This window comes from Yersinia sp. 2542 StPb PI (assembly GCF_048593855.1).
In the GTDB taxonomy this organism is placed as follows: domain Bacteria; phylum Pseudomonadota; class Gammaproteobacteria; order Enterobacterales; family Enterobacteriaceae; genus Yersinia; species Yersinia enterocolitica_E.
Genome location: NZ_JAZGQA010000002.1, coordinates 51,827 through 67,421 on the forward strand (window position 1 = coordinate 51,827; position 15,595 = coordinate 67,421).

Sequence of the window (15,595 nt, forward strand, 5' to 3'; positions counted from 1 at the left end):
TAAATATTGGAGCCTATTTTGGTGCAAAATTTTGACAAAACTGCCGTCATTGATGCGGCGAATGCCTTACCCGGGCGAATCACACCAATGCCAGTCGCAACTCTCCATGTGGTGAATGGGCATTCCATGACACATATCCCTGACGGAATGGAGATCGCCATCTTCGCCATGGGCTGCTTCTGGGGTGTTGAGCGCCTGTTCTGGCAACTGCCTGGCGTCTACAGTACTGCCGCAGGTTATTGCGGTGGCTACACGCCAAACCCAACCTATCATGAAGTTTGTAGTGGCCGCACAGCCCATGCAGAAGTGGTTCGTGTTGTCTTTGATCCGGCCATCATCAGCTATAAGCAACTATTGCAGATTTTCTGGGAAAATCACGATCCCGCCCAAGGAATGCGTCAAGGCGGAGATGTCGGAACACAATATCGTTCAGCCATTTACGTTTTGACACCTGAGCAGCAAGTGCAAGCTAACGAGAGCAAAGCCTTGTTCCAGCAAGCCATGGAGCAAGCTGGTGATCGCCGGTTGATTACCAGTGAAGTGGCGGTTGCACTGCCGTTTTACTATGCCGAGGATGACCACCAGCAATATTTGCACAAAAATCCACATGGATATTGTAACCTTGGTGGTATTGGCGTGTGTATGCCGCCTGATTTGTAAGGCTGCCCACGCGCTTATCGCTGCGATTATCCCCAAATTGCGTAGAGTTGCAGGTTGGCAGCAAGGGAATGACAAATCGCTTGGAATGCGGTTTGAACAGCATTTATGCTAGCCCACAGAGGGATTTCAAGCATGGCCGGAGTAATGAACCTAGCTAACTCCGCTGCAACTTAAAGTAAGACGGGTTATACTATTCGGGCTGTTCACTCGGCCCGATGGCGGCTTTCTGCCGTTATCTTAAATTTAAACAGTATTTTTTAATTCAAACAAATGTATGGCCTTCCTTACGATCGCCGGCGCGATTGTCGGTACGACACGGACAGATTATGTTAAACAGTATTTTACTGATTCTTTTTTTAATTGCGGTGAGTGCCTTCTTCTCATTATCAGAGATTTCACTGGCAGCTTCGCGCAAAATTAAACTAAAACTTCTGGCGGATGAAGGCGATATCAACGCCTTGCGGGTACTTAAATTACAAGAGACTCCGGGGATTTTCTTCACCGTGGTCCAGATTGGCTTGAATGCCGTCGCCATTCTGGGGGGTATCGTCGGTGATGCTGCGTTTTCTCCCTCCTTTAAATTGGTGTTTGAGCGCTTCATGTCACCAGAGCTTGCCGACCAGGTGAGTTTCATTTGCTCGTTTGTTCTGGTCACCAGTTTATTTATTCTTTTTGCCGACTTAACCCCGAAACGCATCGGTATGATTTCACCTGAAGCGGTTGCCGTTCGGATCGTCAACCCGATGCGCTTCTGTCTGATGATTTGTCGCCCACTAGTTTGGTTCTTCAATGGGATGGCGAATCTAATCTTCCGACTATTCAAGCTACCAATGGTACGCAATGATGACATCACATCAGATGATATCTATGCCGTCGTGGAAGCAGGTGCATTAGCCGGGGTGTTACGTAAGCAAGAGCATGAATTGATCGAAAACGTCTTTGAACTGGAGTCACGTACTGTTCCTTCGTCGATGACGTCACGTGAAAGTGTGATTTATTTTGATCTGCGGGAAAGCGAAGACAGCATAAAAGAGAAGATTTCGACCCATCCACACTCTAAATTCTTGGTATGTGATGGTCATATCGATCAAGTTGTGGGTTATGTCGACTCTAAAGACTTGCTGAACCGGGTATTAGGTAACCAGAGTCTGGTACTGAGCAGTGGCGTGCAAATTCGCTCAGCCCTGATTGTGCCAGACACATTGACACTCTCCGAGGCACTGGAGAGCTTTAAAACCGCCGGTGAAGACTTTGCCGTTATCCTCAACGAATACGCCCTGGTGGTTGGTATCATTACCCTGAATGACGTGATGACCACGCTGATGGGGGATTTGGTCGGTCAGGGGCAGGAAGAGCAAATTGTTGCTCGTGATGAAAGTTCATGGCTGATTGAGGGCGGCACCCCGATTGAAGATGTAATGCGAGTGCTGCATATCGATGAGTTCCCGCAGTCTGGCAATTATGAAACCATCGGCGGCTTTATGATGTATATGCTGCGCAAAATTCCCAAACGCACTGATTTCGTCAAATATGCCGGCTACAAGTTTGAAGTAGTCGATATTGATAGCTACAAAATCGATCAGCTACTGGTGACTAAACTCAGTGACCTACCAGCCCCAATCCTGCCAAAAGCCCCACACGAAAGCAGTGATGCCTAGTGAAAGTTTAAATCAGTCATTATTTAATAACATTAGCGGCCCCAAAATAGGGGCCGCAATTAAATTTGTTCGGGGTGAGTTTTTTTACATTTCAGCCTGCAAACGCATCACCTGCCGATTAACCTCAGACATCACCTCAAAGTGGCGTTTATCCCTAACTTTCGGGATTAAAATCTTACCTTTGTCAAACTCAAAAGCCCCCATATCTTTGATATATAACCTCCCTCGGAAAAGCGTTTTGACATACATCGCCACTTTAGCCGGATTGTAACGTTGGAAGATCCTCATTTTTTTACTTTCCTCCCATGACATCAATACGCTCCCTCTGGTGCCTTAGCGACCAAGATCACAGGTAACGTAATATAATTGCAGAGTAATAGACCTAGAGTATGGGCTTTAGTTCCGCCAAAACCAGTCATTGCTGCTGGATTTACACAAAATTACAGGGCCATATAGATAAAATGAGACTTAATTACAGAATAACCATCTAGTAAGTGTCAGAAATAAATACTGTAGCGAAACAGGACAGACCTCTGATCTGCACCTATTATTGGAAAACTGATGCCCAATAGGTTTCAAGATGCTGGCAAGCGGCAAACATAATCTGCCAACACCGCTGCAATTTGAAAGACTACGGGTAGACCTGCATGCAGGACTTAGTACCCGACATTACCCATAAGATCCCACAAGGACATGCCATGATAAAAAATAGCCTGCTGATACTGTCACTACTACTCACACCACTAATGGCCTGCGCTCACACCCTACAAATCAACCAGCGGGTACCGCCGGTGGGTGTCAGCGATAAAGGCGAATTAAATTATGATAAAGCTACTGATCAGTTTAGCTACAAAAACTGGAATAGCTCGCAACTGCCCGGCAAAGTGCGGGTCATCCAACATATTGCTGGCCGCACCTCGGCAAAAGAGCTGAATGCCCCGTTAGTGGAAGCCATTAAGCACGCTAATCTGCCACACGAACATTACCAAACGACGACAATCGTCAATACTGATGACGCCATCATCGGCACGGCAGTGTTTGTGCGTAACAGCATTGAAAGCAATAAACGCGACTTTCCCTGGTCACAATTTGTGGTCGATAGCGACGGGAATGTCAAAAAGGCCTGGGGTCTAGCGGAAAAAGGCTCGGCGATTGTGGTATTGGACCCACAAGGGAATGTGAAATTTGCCAAAGATGGCGCATTGACACCGCAGGAAGTACAGCAGGTGATCGATCAATTGCACCAACTGGTGAAACAGTAATCTCCCCTTAAGGTTTGAAGCTACAGGGGATTCGCTGCGGGCACGCACCCGAATCATATGATTCGTTTGCGTGCCACCTCCCTGCAACGCCACACCCTTTGGCTATGTGGTTAGAATAAAGACACTCTAAAGCCGGGGTTCAGGAAAGATTCACGTGGGGTATAAGAGAGTGGTTTACCCTGCCAATCGTGAACCAGTGCTCCGGCAGCAATGGCTACTGCATGCCCGGCGGCAGTATCCCATACATTTGTAGGCCCAAAGCGCGGGTACAGTTGCGCCTTCCCTTCCGCCACCAGACAAAACTTGAGTGACGAACCGACTGATACAGTCTGGTGTTCACCTAATTGCGACAAATAATCTTCCAGTTCAGCATCACTGTGGGAGCGACTGACTACCACTAACGGCGGTAGCGCAGCACGCACCTGAATCTGCATGCGCCTGCCACACTCCTCTTTCCACGCCTGGCCGTTTTCAGCGCTGTACATCACTTCAGTCACCGGGGTATATACCACGCCAAGCACCGGTACTCCTTGGTCAATCAACGCGATATTAACGGTAAACTCGCCATTCCGATGCAGAAACTCTTTAGTACCGTCCAGAGGATCAACCAGCCAGTAGCGCTGCCAGTGTTGACGTACCGCCCAAACCGGCGGATCTTCTTCAGATAACAGCGGGATATCGGGAGTCAGTGCCGCCAATCCGGCTTTGATAATCTGGTGAGCGGCAAGATCAGCCGCTGTCACTGGCGAATCATCTTTCTTATGGGCCACATCAAGGGGTTTATCCCCCTGATAGACCGCCATAATCGCCACGCCTGCCTCGCGGGCCAACTGGCAAATTTGCTCTAACATCATCCACCCCTTGGTATTATGAGTCATGCCGGATACTGATAATGGCTGTTTAAATCGATAGTGATTGTTTAGACCAATAGTGATTATTTAGACCAATAGTGATTGTTTAGACCAATATAGTGGCTCGCGCTACTCGTTCGCCATATATACAGTTTAGAACGCAAACGTAAAAATTAATTATCTAAGCCCAGTAGATTTCCAGATGAAGGCAACAAGTGCCACCGGCAGACCTGCAAGTGACAAGATAACGGGGATATGCCCTCAATCATCAGAGTTGCAGACTAATAAGATTCCTACCAAATAGCCATCAATGTCGGTAACTTCCAATAAAATCAGTGGGATTAACCTGCCACAACTGTGAACTTCTGCGCGTTATCCTGGGGCATTTTCTGCCAAACTTCACATTTTGTTGTAGCAATTAATTAAAGTTACATATTCTTTTGCGATACATGTCGAATAGATTTTAATGGAGAAAGCCATGATCACGCGTCCGCTGACGTTATCTCTTCTTGCCAGCCTGATTGCTGTCGCGACCTCAATGTCTGTAGCAACTGCTGCTACCGTTGATTTGCGGGTATTGGAAACCACCGACCTGCACAGCAATATGATGGATTTTGATTACTACAAAGATAAACCTACCGAAAAGTTTGGTCTGGTGCGCACTGCAAGCCTGATCAGTGCTGCCCGCCAACAAGCGACCAACAGCGTACTGGTGGATAACGGTGACCTGATCCAAGGTAGCCCGCTTGGTGACTATATGGCAGCCAAGGGATTGAAAACCGGAGAAATTCACCCAGTCTACAAAGCTATGAATACGCTGGATTATGCGGTAGGGAATATCGGTAACCATGAGTTTAACTACGGTCTGGATTATCTGAAAAAATCGCTAGCTGGCGCAAAATTCCCCTATGTGAATGCCAACGTGATTGATGTGAAAACCGGTAAGCCGCTGTTCCAGCCTTATCTGATTGTCGACACGCCAGTGCAAGATCGTGAAGGTAAAACCCATAACTTGCGCATTGGTTACATTGGTTTTGTCCCGCCACAAGTGATGATATGGGATAAAGCGAATCTGAGCGGGAAAGTGACCGTTAACGACATCACTGAAACGGCCAAGAAATGGGTGCCTGAGATGCGCAAGCAAGGTGCTGATTTGGTGGTGGCTATCCCGCACTCCGGGCTTTCCAGTGATCCTTATAAAACCATGGCGGAAAACTCAGTTTATTATCTCAGCCAGGTTGCGGGGATCGATGCCATCATGTTCGGCCACGCCCATGCCGTTTTCCCCAGTAAAGATTTTGCCGCCATCAAAGGTGCTGATATCGCTCAAGGCACTTTAAATGGTATTGCAGCAGTGATGCCGGGCCAGTGGGGTGATCATCTGGGGGTGGTCGATTTCGTCCTGAATAATGATAAAGGCCCATGGCAAGTTACTGAAGCCAAAGCTGAAGCACGCCCAATCTATGATAAAGCAGCACAAAAATCGCTGGCAACCGAAGATGCCAATCTGGTAAAAGTGCTAGCAGCAGACCATCAGGGTACTCGTGACTTCGTCAGTCAGCCGATCGGCAAAGCATCGGACAATATGTACAGCTATCTGGCACTCATCCAAGACGATCCGACAGTGCAGATTGTGAACAATGCTCAACGCGCCTATACCGAACACTTTATTCAAGGCGACCCCGATTTAGCCAATCTGCCGGTGCTCTCTGCCGCCGCCCCCTTCAAAGCCGGCGGGCGTAAAAATGATCCCGCCAGTTTTGTTGAAGTGGAAAAAGGTGAGCTGACCTTCCGTAATGCCGCCGATCTCTATCTGTACCCGAACACACTGGTGGTGGTGAAAGCCAGTGGGGCGGAAGTTAAGCAATGGTTAGAGTGCTCTGCCGCGCAATTCAATCAAATTGATGTGACCAGCAGCAAGCCACAATCGTTGATTAACTGGGATGGTTTCCGCACTTATAATTTTGATGTTATCGATGGTGTGAAATATGAAATCGATATCAGCCAACCTGCGCGCTATGACGGTGAATGCGCACTGATCAACGATAAAGCTGAACGGATTAAAAACCTGACATTTAATGGCAGACCTATCGATCCGAAAGCCACATTCCTGATTGCGACCAACAACTATCGGGCTTATAGCGGTAAATTTGCCGGTACGGGTGACAGCCATATTGCATTTGCTTCTCCTGATGAAAACCGGGCGGTACTGTCGGCTTATATCAGTGCTGAAACCAAGAAACACGGGCAAGTTACCCCACAGGCTGATAATAACTGGCGTCTGGCAACGATCGACAGCAAGCAGCCACTGGATATCCGCTTTGAAACGTCGCCAAGTGCTAAAGCCGCTGAATTTATCAAGCAAAAAGCGCAGTACCCGATGAAAGTACAAGGTACTGATGAAATTGGCTTTGCCGTTTATCAAATCGACTTACAGAACAAATAATCTCGGATAACAGCGCTTCAACGCGCTGTTATTTTTCACAAGTACCTCTTTGTGGTTATATCGCAATCTATAACATGCATTTATTATGCATGTTATAAATATTTAATTACCCAATGAGGTGTCATTATGGATTACCGCAATCAGTCTCTCGGTGCCCTGGCTATCGCTATTCCACGAGCCACAAAATTATTCCGTCACCACCAGCTCGATTTCTGCTGTGGTGGTAAACAGACACTGCTACGTGCAGCCAATAAGCTGAATCTTGATATCGATGAGCTGGAAGCACAACTGAGTGCCTTGCAATCCGAACCTCAGTCATCTGAAGATTGGCAACAGCAGCCACTGGCTAATATCATCGATTTTATTATCAGCCGCTACCATAACCGCCATCGTGAGCAGTTACCGGAATTAATTCTGATGGCGGAAAAAGTTGAACGGGTACACGGCGAGAAACCAGCCTGTCCGCGTGGACTGGCGGTTGAACTTACTGCAATTTTAGAAGAGCTAACCCAGCATATGTACAAAGAGGAACAAATTCTGTTCCCAATGATAACTCGTGGTATGGGGTCTCAGGCTGGTGGGCCAATATTTGTGATGGAAGCGGAACACGATGCTGTTGGGCAGCAGCTAGAAGTGGTAAAACAGTTAACACAAAATGTCACCCCACCAGAAGGGGCCTGCAATACCTGGCGGGCACTCTACACCGGTATCAATGAATTCATAACTGATCTAATGGAACATATTCATCTGGAAAACAATTTGCTGTTCCCGCGCGCGCTAAAAGGCGAATAATCTCGCTATTGGTCATGGCCGGCATCAATAAATGTAAAAGGGCGACATCACGCCGCCCTTTCTGGTTTCACCGCATGCAGAAATTACAGAATTTCCAGCAGTTCCACTTCAAACATCAATGCACTGAAAGGTGGAATAGTCGCACCCGCGCCACGCTCGCCATAAGCCAGGCCGTGCGGGATGTACAACTTCCACTTAGAACCTACTGGCATCATGGATAAGGCTTCAATCCAGCCTGGAATAACACCACTGACCGGGAATTCTGCTGGCTGACCACGTTCAACTGAGCTATCAAATACCGTACCGTCAACCAGACGGCCCGTATAGTGCACACGAACACGGTCCTGGCGGGATGGGATCGGGCCATCACCTGCCTGTAACACGGAGAACTGTAAGCCAGACTCAGTGGTGGTCACATCATCACGCTTGGCATTTTCTTCTAAGAAGGTTTTGCCTTCTTCTACCAGAGCTTGCTGGCGATCAACACGCACTTTATCAGCCTTTTCGTGCACTTCTTGTAGTGCGCGATGTATTACATCAACCGGGACGGTCGGTGCATTCCCTTCCATCGCGTCACGCAAACCTGCCAACAGTGCTTCTGGCAATAAACCTTCCAGCCCGGACTCTTGCAATTGCTGCCCGATTTGTAAACCAATTCCGTAGCTCGCTTGCGCTTCAACGCTATCAAAAGAAGGGGTCGTCATGGATTTTCCTTTAGTCACTCATCATATTGAAGTTGCCAGCATAACAGCAGCAGGGGAGCGCGGTAAAATCTTGCGTCGTGAATGATGACTTTTGTCGAAGAAAAAGAAACAATGACACCCCGCGCGTGGACCCCGTTGAATGGCTCAAGCCCGTGATTCGGGTAATTAAAAGCACCCAACAAACCGTAGTTTGGAAGGTAACGGGGATAAAGGTATATACTTAGAAGCCTATGGGGTTACCGCCCATATTTAATTTTATGTTGTTTTACGTTGTTGAAGAGAGGTTACCATGGGCAGAATCGCGCCCAGGAGAAGGAAGAATAATCGGGTTTATCAACCACTGCTGCACACCTGGCTGACGATTAGGCAGAAGATCATGCCGGATTCTAAAGCTGCCGATGAGCAAAACCTGATGTCTGAAATCAGTGCGCCTGAGCACACAGCCTCTGCGGAGAACGTTGTTACTACCGAAGATAGCGTTGCTGCAAACGTTAATGTGCCCCCTGAATCCGTGGCAACCGCCACAGCAGAAAAGGGGATCAAAGGTCTGCTGCTGAAAATCTGGCATTTGCCGGACAGTTTCGAATGGATGGAACCTTTGCCTCTGTTCCATCGCCGCTGGGTTATTGTCGCCACCGCTGTATTGCTGCTGGCACTGCTGTGGCCCGCAGCGCGGGATAACACCAACCTTTCCTTCCCAGTGAGCGCGCCGTCCAGCAGCGCGCCACTACAAGCCCAATTACAGGGCAATCTTGATGCTCCGCCACCTCCAACGGTGGCGTCTCCCGAACCCGAACCACCGACTTTGACGCAGGGAAATTGGCAAAGTTATCAAATTCAATCAGGGAAAACACTGGCACAGTTATTCCGTGATAATAACCTGCCGGTCAATGAAGTTTTTGCGATGGCACAGGTTGAGGGTAGCGATAAGCCATTGAGTAATCTGAAAGCTGGGCAAGAAATCAAAATTATGTTGGACGCTCAAGGTGTAGTCGCCGCACTGGCCATTGAAACCACCAATAATACAGAAGTGCTGTTTACCCGACAGAGCGATGGCAGTTATCGTCGTGACCGTTAATCGCCGTTATCCATAGCCACTTTTGTCCTGCCCGTTACCTTCTTTGATATTGTCACGTCGTCTCTCCCGAATTAGGTTGTTTTCTGGATGGTTAACGCCATCCACCATTGATAACCACATTCATATACCCAACAGATTTCAAGATGCAGCCAGGCGACAAGCGCATAGATCCCGATGAACGTCCCCAAGAGTCATGACTATCGCCAACACACCAGCAGCCTGAAAGATAGCGGGTAGAAATAAAGGGAGTGACTATGATATGAAATACAAATTACCTTTTTTAATGCTATTCACCTCGTTTGGTACCTTAGCTCAGTTGCATTGCCCGCCAGTGGATACAATTAAACAGATTGGTGGCGTTTACAATGCACCTGCGGCAGGTAATGAAGAATGGGTTGGCATATTACAAGGTACCCTTCCACCAAACAGTTCAGTTAAAAATTTTAGTGAAGCGCTGATCATCATTGATAGTGATAAAAACAATATCGTTGGACAGGGTGAGTTTCAAAAGTGTACCTATAACTTGCAGGCGCAAGGTAGGCAGATAGATATGTTCTACGGCAATAAAACTTGGTCAGTATCGGTCAGTGGGCAACCACTCTGGGTGTATCAACAAAATCCTTTTCTAGAAATTTACCAGTGTTCCGGTGTTGCCGCCGAAGAGTGCAAGTTTGAAATTTTAGCGGCGGGTTAAGCTTTTCGTGTTGAGCCAAACATGCAGATGACTATTTTCATCAACCACCAGATAGCAAAACGCCAGCACGAGGCTGGCGTTTTAGCAGGTTAACAGCAGCGTAACTTACGCTTCTGCAACCACGATCACGTTCAGTTTAGCGAACACGTCGCTGTGTACCTGGAAGTGAACTTCATGATCACCTGTGGTACGCAGAACGCCATTCGGCAAACGAACTTCGCTCTTGGTAACTTCAACGCCAGCCGCAGTTACTGCGTCAGCGATATCACGAGTACCGATAGAGCCGAACAGTTTGCCTTCATCGCCAGATTTAGAAGCGATGGTGACACTGCCCAGTTCGTTAATTTTGGTTGCGCGAGCTTGTGCAGCAGCCAGAACGCCAGCCAATTTGGCTTCCAATTCTGCACGGCGTGCTTCAAAGAACTCTACGTTTTTCTTCGTTGCCGGAACAGCTTTACCTTGTGGAACCAGGAAGTTACGAGCATAGCCCGCTTTAACGTTCACTTGGTCACCCAGGCTGCCCAGGTTTGCTACTTTATCAAGCAGAATAACTTGCATTACCTTATCCTCTCAAAGTCGTTAATGGACAGTGGCCGATTACTGATGACGATCAGTGTACGGCAACAAAGACAGGTAGCGTGCGCGCTTGATACAACGGGCGAGCTGACGCTGGTATTTTGCGCGAGTACCGGTAATACGGCTCGGGACAATTTTACCACTTTCAGTGATATAGTTTTTCAGCGTAGCGATATCTTTATAATCAATCTCTACAACGCCTTCCGCGGTAAAACGGCAGAACTTGCGACGACGGAAATAACGTGCCATTTGGCTAGTCTCCAGAATCTATAAATTCAATCTGCTCGGCATGCAGAACCAATTTGTTCAGCCCATTGCGACCTTGATGGCAGCTAATGAAGCCTTCAACGGTTAACTGACTGCCGACCGTTATACTGTGAGTTAATGCTTGTGACTTTTGTCCGCTGACAATAACCGGCATTCTGCACCATGTTTGTCGGCTAAATCCGGCTTCCTGCTGTGTTGATCGGTGCTCAAGCACAAATTGACAATGCGGAATACCAGAAGGACTTACTTTTCGAACCGGCGTCTTGCACACTGTGCCAGAAAGTACCAGACGATTAGTGGTCACCACGGCAATTACTCTTCAGAATCCCCAGCTTCAGAATCATCATTGGCTTCTGATGCGAAGTCGTGACGCTCACGGCGTTCGTCTTTCGCTTTAACCATTGGTGATGCTTCAGTTACCGCGTGTTTAACGCGCATAACCATGCTACGGATAACGGCGTCGTTGAAGCGGAAGTTTGTTTCCAGCTCATCGATCGCTTCCTGCGGGGCTTCAACGTTCAGCAGAACGTAGTGAGCTTTATGCAGTTTATTGATCGGGTAAGCCAGTTGACGGCGGCCCCAGTCTTCCAGACGGTGGATCGTACCAGCAGCATTAGTGATAGTTGCACTATAGCGCTCGATCATGCCCGGAACCTGTTCGCTTTGGTCAGGATGGACCATAAAAACGATTTCGTAATGACGCATCGATTATTGCTCCTTACGGATTATTCAGCCTCCTGATAGGGTCAACCGCGGCCCATGGAGGCAAGGAACGTGTTTGTGTGCGGCTGAAAAATGACGCGTAACTATACTTGCGGGCGGTTTGAAACTCAAGGACTGACGGGGATTTATTCTTGTTCTGGCCCTTACTTCGCTAAAAAGGCATTTTTTGTTCATTAAATAACCAATGGATGTAGATCCATTAGTCTATTAAATCTTTCAATAAAATCATTGGCTCAGTGAAAATATCATTCATTTTTTTTGACCAAGTGAATCAATTACTACGTATTTTTAAATTAACAAAAGCGACTAGAATTATTTACATCCACCGCATATTAAGCGGTAGCGTTAATCGAAAGTTATTCAAAGTATATAAACATACCCTAAATAATTCGAGTTGCAGGAAGGCGGCAACTGAGCAAATCCTCAGGAGCTTACACCAGTAAGTGACTGGGGTGAAAGAAGGCAGCCAACGCGCCTGCCACTTGAAGTATGACGGGTAAAAGATATTGGAGTCACCTATGAAACACACTCTCATCATCGCAGCCACGGTCAGTTTGCTCCTATCCGCCAACACGTTTGCCGCCACAGAAATCAGCCGCCAGGAAGCGATGCAGCAGCAGCGTGTCAGTATCGGCGAAATCTCTCTTAACCATAATGTGGTGTCACCGGATGACGCCGTGGCACAAATCAGCAAAATGGCTGATGAGCGCGGCGCTACGGCATACCACATTACTCAGATGCATGAGCCGGGTAGCAACAGCTCAATTCGGGTCAATGCTGAGATTTACCGTTAGACGCAGCAGTATAGATACAACACCAGTGAATACGACGACCAACAACCAAAAAAGCCCTTTGATATGCCCTTGCCCCCAGACCTTTGGGGGCTTTTTTATAAGTGGCTGCTGAAGAATGTGACTCCAGCCTTTAATGCACTTGGGGTAATTTTGTGGCCAATACCGGCCTCGGTAATATAGGTTAGCTGATTAGCGCGCCCGCTTGCCCTTAACGCCTGTACCAATCGCGTACTTTCTGCTGCTGGCACCACTTCATCAGCCTCGCCATGCCAGACCAATAAGGGCCGCTCTGCAATTTTTTCTAGCTGATGGTGCAGTTCATAATCCGCCAGCGGCGCTAAACGGCGCTCAAATTCAGCAGCGTTGACCGGCTGCCCTGCTTTCAATGGCGGAAACAGCGAGCGGGCCAGTGAGGTAAAATCACCTGACCCCATAAAGTCTGCGGCCACTTTCACCCATGGATAGCGAGCAAACGCCCCCAATGTGGTCATACCGCCCATTGATGCACCCGCCACGCCAATGCGATCACCGTCAATCAATCCTGCTTGTTGATAATGTTGTTTAATCGCAGGCAACTCATCAATGTTTGATTTCAGGATCTCCCAGAAATAGGATAAGCGCTGTGATTCATCACCGTTAAACCGCGCACCGTGCATATCCGCATCTGGCAAGATGGTGCGAAAACCGGCTTGTGCGAAGGCATAGGCGAAGTAGGAATAGACCTCTTTTGATGAGGTGTAGCCATGATAGAAAAAAATGGTCGGTAGCGGCTGCTGGCGCTTACCCGCAGGGGCAGCATGAATCACCTCAATACCATTAATATTTTCCAGCGATATCTCAATCATGGCAAAAATCCTTTATTGATGCAGCGGAGCGTAAACAGGAAAAACCAGCGTAATATACCCAAGGAACAAGGCAGTGTGCCAAAATGAGGATATAAAGTCTTAAATCAATTTCTTCCAAGATATTACGCTTCACCTTGGGGTGTTACGGTAACCGCGCCGTTGATAAAGAGGCAATAAATGAAGATAAAACGTGTGATGGGGGTTTTGCTGCTGGCGCTCGGGCTTTCGGGTTGTAGTGTTTTTCATACGACACCAGCACCCCCTCCTGCAATCCAGCCTTATGCACAAGAAATTACCCGCGCCCAGAGCCTTAATTTGCAAAAAGTAGGCACCGTCTCAGCACAGGTATTTGGTAGCCCGATGGATATAGAAGCCGAAATTCAACGTAGGGCTAATGCCAGTGGCGCGCCCTACTATTTGATTATTATGTTGTCCGACAGCATTTATCCCGGCACCTGGTATGCCAACGCACTGCTGTATAAGTAACTCATTGCTGCTGACTGCTGATTTCCCTATTGAAAGCCGCTGCCGCGATTGAGCAGTAACGCGCAAACCGCTTCCGGCAGCATATATTGATCACGGTGATCCAAGGTCATGCGGCACCAGGCATCGGCCAGTGGTGGTGAGGCAAAACGCAGTAGCTGAGAAGCACAACACAGATCGAACAGTTGCTGAGTTAATGCCCGCCCTTGTTCCTCTTTGGGGTTTTTCAGCCGCTGCTGTAATTGCCGCCACCCACGATCAAACAATCGATTCTGCCCGCGAACCGGATAGAACTCCTGCTGTAGCATCTCGAGGGCTGCCGGTAGTTTGCGAAATGTGCGCAGTACATCAAGGCACATGATATTGCCGGAACCTTCCCAAATACTGTTTACCGGCATTTCACGATAGAGCCGTGGCAGTTCACTCTGCTCACAATAGCCAATCCCACCCAGCACCTCCATCGCCTCGGCAACAAACCCACTGCCTTGCCCACATACCCGATATTTAGCCGCAGGAGTCAGTAGACGGCTAAATATCTTCTCATAAGCCTCATCTGACTTTTCCCAGGCGCTAGCTAAGCGCATCAGCAGTGCTGTATGCCCCTCCAGACGCAATGCCATGCGGCTCAGCACTTGTCGCATCAAAGGTTGGTCTACCAGTGGCTTACCAAAGGCCTGCCGCTGCCACGCATGATACAGCGCGACGGAGAAGGCACGCCGCATCAGACCATGGCTACCCAGTGCACAATCAAAACGGGTATAACCCCCCATTTTTAAAATTTGGCGCACACCGTCGCCCTCATCCCCCAATAACCAAGCAGTCGCATTATCAAACTCAACTTCACTGCTGGCATTGGAGCGGTTGCCAAGTTTATCTTTCAGTCGTTCTAATCGAATGGCGTTATAGCTGCCATCCGGCAATATTTTAGGTAGAAAGAAGCAGGATAGCCCGCCATCGGTCTGCGCCAACACCAGGTGTGCATCACTTTGTGGTACAGAGAAAAACCATTTGTGCCCCACCAGACGATAAGCCTCACCATTGCCCCGCCCCTCCAGCGGCTCAGCCCGGGTAGTATTACTGAGTACATCGGAGCCACCCTGTTTTTCTGTCATGCCCATTCCTATCAACAAGCCCCGTTTCTGGCTACCAATGGACTGATGGGGATCAAAGCGATCAGAAAGTAGTGGCGATAGCCAGTTTTGAAATAGTGGAGGGAGTGTTTGCTGTAGTAGTGGGATAGCACCAAAGGTCATGGTTATTGGGCAGAGCGTGCCCGCTTCCACCTGCGCATGCAGGATAAAACGCGCCGCACGGGCGGCAAAAGAACCGATTCGAGCATCTTCCTGCCACGGTAAATTATGCAGGCGATGATTGACCAGCTCTTGCATTAACATATACCACGCGGGATGAAATCGCACTTGGTTCAACCGCTGCCCGACAGCATCGTAGCGCAATAACTCAGGAGGATTGGTGTTTGCCAGCCGCCCAAGTTCAAGAGACTCCTGTGATCCTAATTGTAGCCCGATCAAAGAGAGAGTCTCTCCATCCCAACCAGCGTGTTCACGCATCACGGCTTCCCGCAACGCCATGTCAGACAAAAATAAATTACTGTTCGATAATGGCTCCGGCTGATTGAAAACCAAGTGAGTCTGCCACTCCATACCTTCCTCCATTTCGGTACTCTATCCAAAGTAACTGTACCATCGGCATTCATAAATCAGGGTTAAGTATGGTGCAGGCGCGAATTTTTGCTGGCAGGCTC

The 15,595-nt window shown here is 48.3% G+C and carries 18 protein-coding genes; 9 read left to right on the forward strand and 9 right to left on the reverse strand.

Annotated features, from left to right (window positions below):
* The first annotated feature begins 21 nt into the window (after positions 1-21).
* The gene (msrA, locus tag V1952_RS00820) at positions 22-660 is read left to right on the forward strand and encodes a peptide-methionine (S)-S-oxide reductase MsrA (protein ID WP_372557834.1); all 639 of its coding nucleotides are present in this window, start codon (positions 22-24) and stop codon (positions 658-660) included.
* Between the two features lie 326 nt (positions 661-986).
* A complete protein-coding gene (locus V1952_RS00825; RefSeq protein WP_083160941.1) occupies positions 987-2,318 on the forward strand; it encodes a hemolysin family protein in 1,332 nt (443 codons plus the stop codon).
* Between the two features lie 84 nt (positions 2,319-2,402).
* Here V1952_RS00825 and V1952_RS00830 read toward each other — a convergent pair whose 3' ends face one another.
* Positions 2,403-2,606 (reverse strand): DUF1107 domain-containing protein, encoded by a 204-nt coding sequence (locus tag V1952_RS00830; protein ID WP_372559806.1) that lies wholly within the window; start codon positions 2,604-2,606, stop codon positions 2,403-2,405.
* Positions 2,607-3,016: 410 nt separating this feature from the next.
* On the opposite strand from V1952_RS00830, the gene V1952_RS00835 reads away from it, so the two are divergent.
* Complete coding sequence (locus tag V1952_RS00835; RefSeq protein WP_372559805.1) at positions 3,017-3,580, forward strand: YtfJ family protein; 564 nt, start codon at positions 3,017-3,019, stop codon at positions 3,578-3,580.
* A 110-nt stretch (positions 3,581-3,690) separates the two neighbouring features.
* Here the strand turns inward: V1952_RS00835 and cysQ are convergent, their stop codons facing one another.
* The gene (gene cysQ, locus V1952_RS00840; RefSeq protein ID WP_193784743.1) at positions 3,691-4,431 is read right to left on the reverse strand and encodes a 3'(2'),5'-bisphosphate nucleotidase CysQ; all 741 of its coding nucleotides are present in this window, start codon (positions 4,429-4,431) and stop codon (positions 3,691-3,693) included.
* Positions 4,432-4,897: 466 nt separating this feature from the next.
* Here cysQ and V1952_RS00845 point away from each other — a divergent pair, with 466 nt between their 5' ends.
* Together V1952_RS00845 and ytfE are read left to right on the forward strand one after the other, a co-directional pair.
* A complete protein-coding gene (locus V1952_RS00845) occupies positions 4,898-6,877 on the forward strand; it encodes a bifunctional 2',3'-cyclic-nucleotide 2'-phosphodiesterase/3'-nucleotidase (protein WP_420074205.1) in 1,980 nt (659 codons plus the stop codon).
* Positions 6,878-7,003: 126 nt separating this feature from the next.
* Positions 7,004-7,669, forward strand: a complete 666-nt coding sequence (gene ytfE, locus V1952_RS00850) for an iron-sulfur cluster repair protein YtfE (protein ID WP_420070713.1) — start codon at positions 7,004-7,006, stop codon at positions 7,667-7,669.
* A gap of 83 nt (positions 7,670-7,752) precedes the next feature.
* On the opposite strand, the gene V1952_RS00855 is transcribed toward ytfE, so the two are convergent.
* Positions 7,753-8,373 (reverse strand): peptidylprolyl isomerase, encoded by a 621-nt coding sequence (locus V1952_RS00855; protein WP_372557831.1) that lies wholly within the window; start codon positions 8,371-8,373, stop codon positions 7,753-7,755.
* 289 nt (positions 8,374-8,662) lie between these two features.
* Between V1952_RS00855 and V1952_RS00860 the strand changes: the two genes are divergently transcribed.
* Together V1952_RS00860 and V1952_RS00865 are read left to right on the forward strand one after the other, a co-directional pair.
* Positions 8,663-9,451, forward strand: coding sequence for a LysM-like peptidoglycan-binding domain-containing protein (locus tag V1952_RS00860; protein ID WP_372557830.1), 789 nt, complete (start codon positions 8,663-8,665; stop codon positions 9,449-9,451).
* 259 nt (positions 9,452-9,710) lie between these two features.
* Positions 9,711-10,145, forward strand: coding sequence for a DUF3757 domain-containing protein (locus V1952_RS00865; RefSeq protein ID WP_420074206.1), 435 nt, complete (start codon positions 9,711-9,713; stop codon positions 10,143-10,145).
* A gap of 105 nt (positions 10,146-10,250) precedes the next feature.
* Here the strand turns inward: V1952_RS00865 and rplI are convergent, their stop codons facing one another.
* Genes rplI through rpsF form a run of 4 tightly spaced genes read right to left on the reverse strand, consistent with a single transcriptional unit; the run spans position 10,251 to position 11,693 of the window.
* A complete protein-coding gene (rplI, locus tag V1952_RS00870; RefSeq protein WP_372557828.1) occupies positions 10,251-10,703 on the reverse strand; it encodes a 50S ribosomal protein L9 in 453 nt (150 codons plus the stop codon).
* 39 nt (positions 10,704-10,742) lie between these two features.
* The gene (gene rpsR / locus V1952_RS00875) at positions 10,743-10,970 is read right to left on the reverse strand and encodes a 30S ribosomal protein S18 (protein WP_002210155.1); all 228 of its coding nucleotides are present in this window, start codon (positions 10,968-10,970) and stop codon (positions 10,743-10,745) included.
* Between the two features lie 4 nt (positions 10,971-10,974).
* Positions 10,975-11,295 carry a primosomal replication protein N gene (gene priB, locus V1952_RS00880; protein ID WP_049613473.1) on the reverse strand — a complete coding sequence of 107 codons (321 nt, stop codon included), beginning with the start codon at positions 11,293-11,295 and terminating at the stop codon, positions 10,975-10,977.
* Between the two features lie 5 nt (positions 11,296-11,300).
* On the reverse strand, positions 11,301-11,693 hold the full coding sequence (rpsF, locus tag V1952_RS00885; protein ID WP_002210153.1) for a 30S ribosomal protein S6: 393 nt from the start codon (positions 11,691-11,693) through the stop codon (positions 11,301-11,303).
* Positions 11,694-12,229: 536 nt separating this feature from the next.
* Between rpsF and V1952_RS00890 the strand changes: the two genes are divergently transcribed.
* Positions 12,230-12,505, forward strand: coding sequence for a DUF1471 domain-containing protein (locus tag V1952_RS00890; protein WP_372557827.1), 276 nt, complete (start codon positions 12,230-12,232; stop codon positions 12,503-12,505).
* Positions 12,506-12,600: 95 nt separating this feature from the next.
* Here V1952_RS00890 and yjfP read toward each other — a convergent pair whose 3' ends face one another.
* Positions 12,601-13,350: an esterase gene (yjfP, locus tag V1952_RS00895; RefSeq protein ID WP_372557826.1), complete on the reverse strand. Its 750-nt coding sequence runs from the start codon at positions 13,348-13,350 to the stop codon at positions 12,601-12,603.
* A 177-nt stretch (positions 13,351-13,527) separates the two neighbouring features.
* Between yjfP and bsmA the strand changes: the two genes are divergently transcribed.
* Entirely contained in the window at positions 13,528-13,836 is a 309-nt protein-coding gene (gene bsmA, locus V1952_RS00900; RefSeq protein WP_005193286.1) for a biofilm peroxide resistance protein BsmA, read from the forward strand.
* A gap of 26 nt (positions 13,837-13,862) precedes the next feature.
* Here bsmA and V1952_RS00905 read toward each other — a convergent pair whose 3' ends face one another.
* Positions 13,863-15,506 carry an isovaleryl-CoA dehydrogenase gene (locus tag V1952_RS00905; RefSeq protein WP_420074207.1) on the reverse strand — a complete coding sequence of 548 codons (1,644 nt, stop codon included), beginning with the start codon at positions 15,504-15,506 and terminating at the stop codon, positions 13,863-13,865.
* Positions 15,507-15,595: the final 89 nt, after the last annotated feature.

Excerpts from the sequence above, each read along its gene's own strand:
- V1952_RS00825 (WP_083160941.1), top strand. The coding sequence starts at position 987 with ATGTTAAACAGTATTTTACTGATTCTTTTTTTAATTGCGGTGAGTGCC.
- V1952_RS00830 (WP_372559806.1), bottom strand. The coding sequence starts at position 2,606 with ATGAGGATCTTCCAACGTTACAATCCGGCTAAAGTGGCGATGTATGTC.
- V1952_RS00835 (WP_372559805.1), top strand. The coding sequence starts at position 3,017 with ATGATAAAAAATAGCCTGCTGATACTGTCACTACTACTCACACCACTA.
- cysQ (WP_193784743.1), bottom strand. The coding sequence starts at position 4,431 with ATGTTAGAGCAAATTTGCCAGTTGGCCCGCGAGGCAGGCGTGGCGATT.
- V1952_RS00845 (WP_420074205.1), top strand. The coding sequence starts at position 4,898 with ATGGAGAAAGCCATGATCACGCGTCCGCTGACGTTATCTCTTCTTGCC.
- ytfE (WP_420070713.1), top strand. The coding sequence starts at position 7,004 with ATGGATTACCGCAATCAGTCTCTCGGTGCCCTGGCTATCGCTATTCCA.
- V1952_RS00855 (WP_372557831.1), bottom strand. The coding sequence starts at position 8,373 with ATGACGACCCCTTCTTTTGATAGCGTTGAAGCGCAAGCGAGCTACGGA.
- V1952_RS00860 (WP_372557830.1), top strand. The coding sequence starts at position 8,663 with ATGGGCAGAATCGCGCCCAGGAGAAGGAAGAATAATCGGGTTTATCAA.
- V1952_RS00865 (WP_420074206.1), top strand. The coding sequence starts at position 9,711 with ATGAAATACAAATTACCTTTTTTAATGCTATTCACCTCGTTTGGTACC.
- rplI (WP_372557828.1), bottom strand. The coding sequence starts at position 10,703 with ATGCAAGTTATTCTGCTTGATAAAGTAGCAAACCTGGGCAGCCTGGGT.
- rpsR (WP_002210155.1), bottom strand. The coding sequence starts at position 10,970 with ATGGCACGTTATTTCCGTCGTCGCAAGTTCTGCCGTTTTACCGCGGAA.
- rpsF (WP_002210153.1), bottom strand. The coding sequence starts at position 11,693 with ATGCGTCATTACGAAATCGTTTTTATGGTCCATCCTGACCAAAGCGAA.
- V1952_RS00890 (WP_372557827.1), top strand. The coding sequence starts at position 12,230 with ATGAAACACACTCTCATCATCGCAGCCACGGTCAGTTTGCTCCTATCC.
- yjfP (WP_372557826.1), bottom strand. The coding sequence starts at position 13,350 with ATGATTGAGATATCGCTGGAAAATATTAATGGTATTGAGGTGATTCAT.
- bsmA (WP_005193286.1), top strand. The coding sequence starts at position 13,528 with ATGAAGATAAAACGTGTGATGGGGGTTTTGCTGCTGGCGCTCGGGCTT.
- V1952_RS00905 (WP_420074207.1), bottom strand. The coding sequence starts at position 15,506 with ATGGAGGAAGGTATGGAGTGGCAGACTCACTTGGTTTTCAATCAGCCG.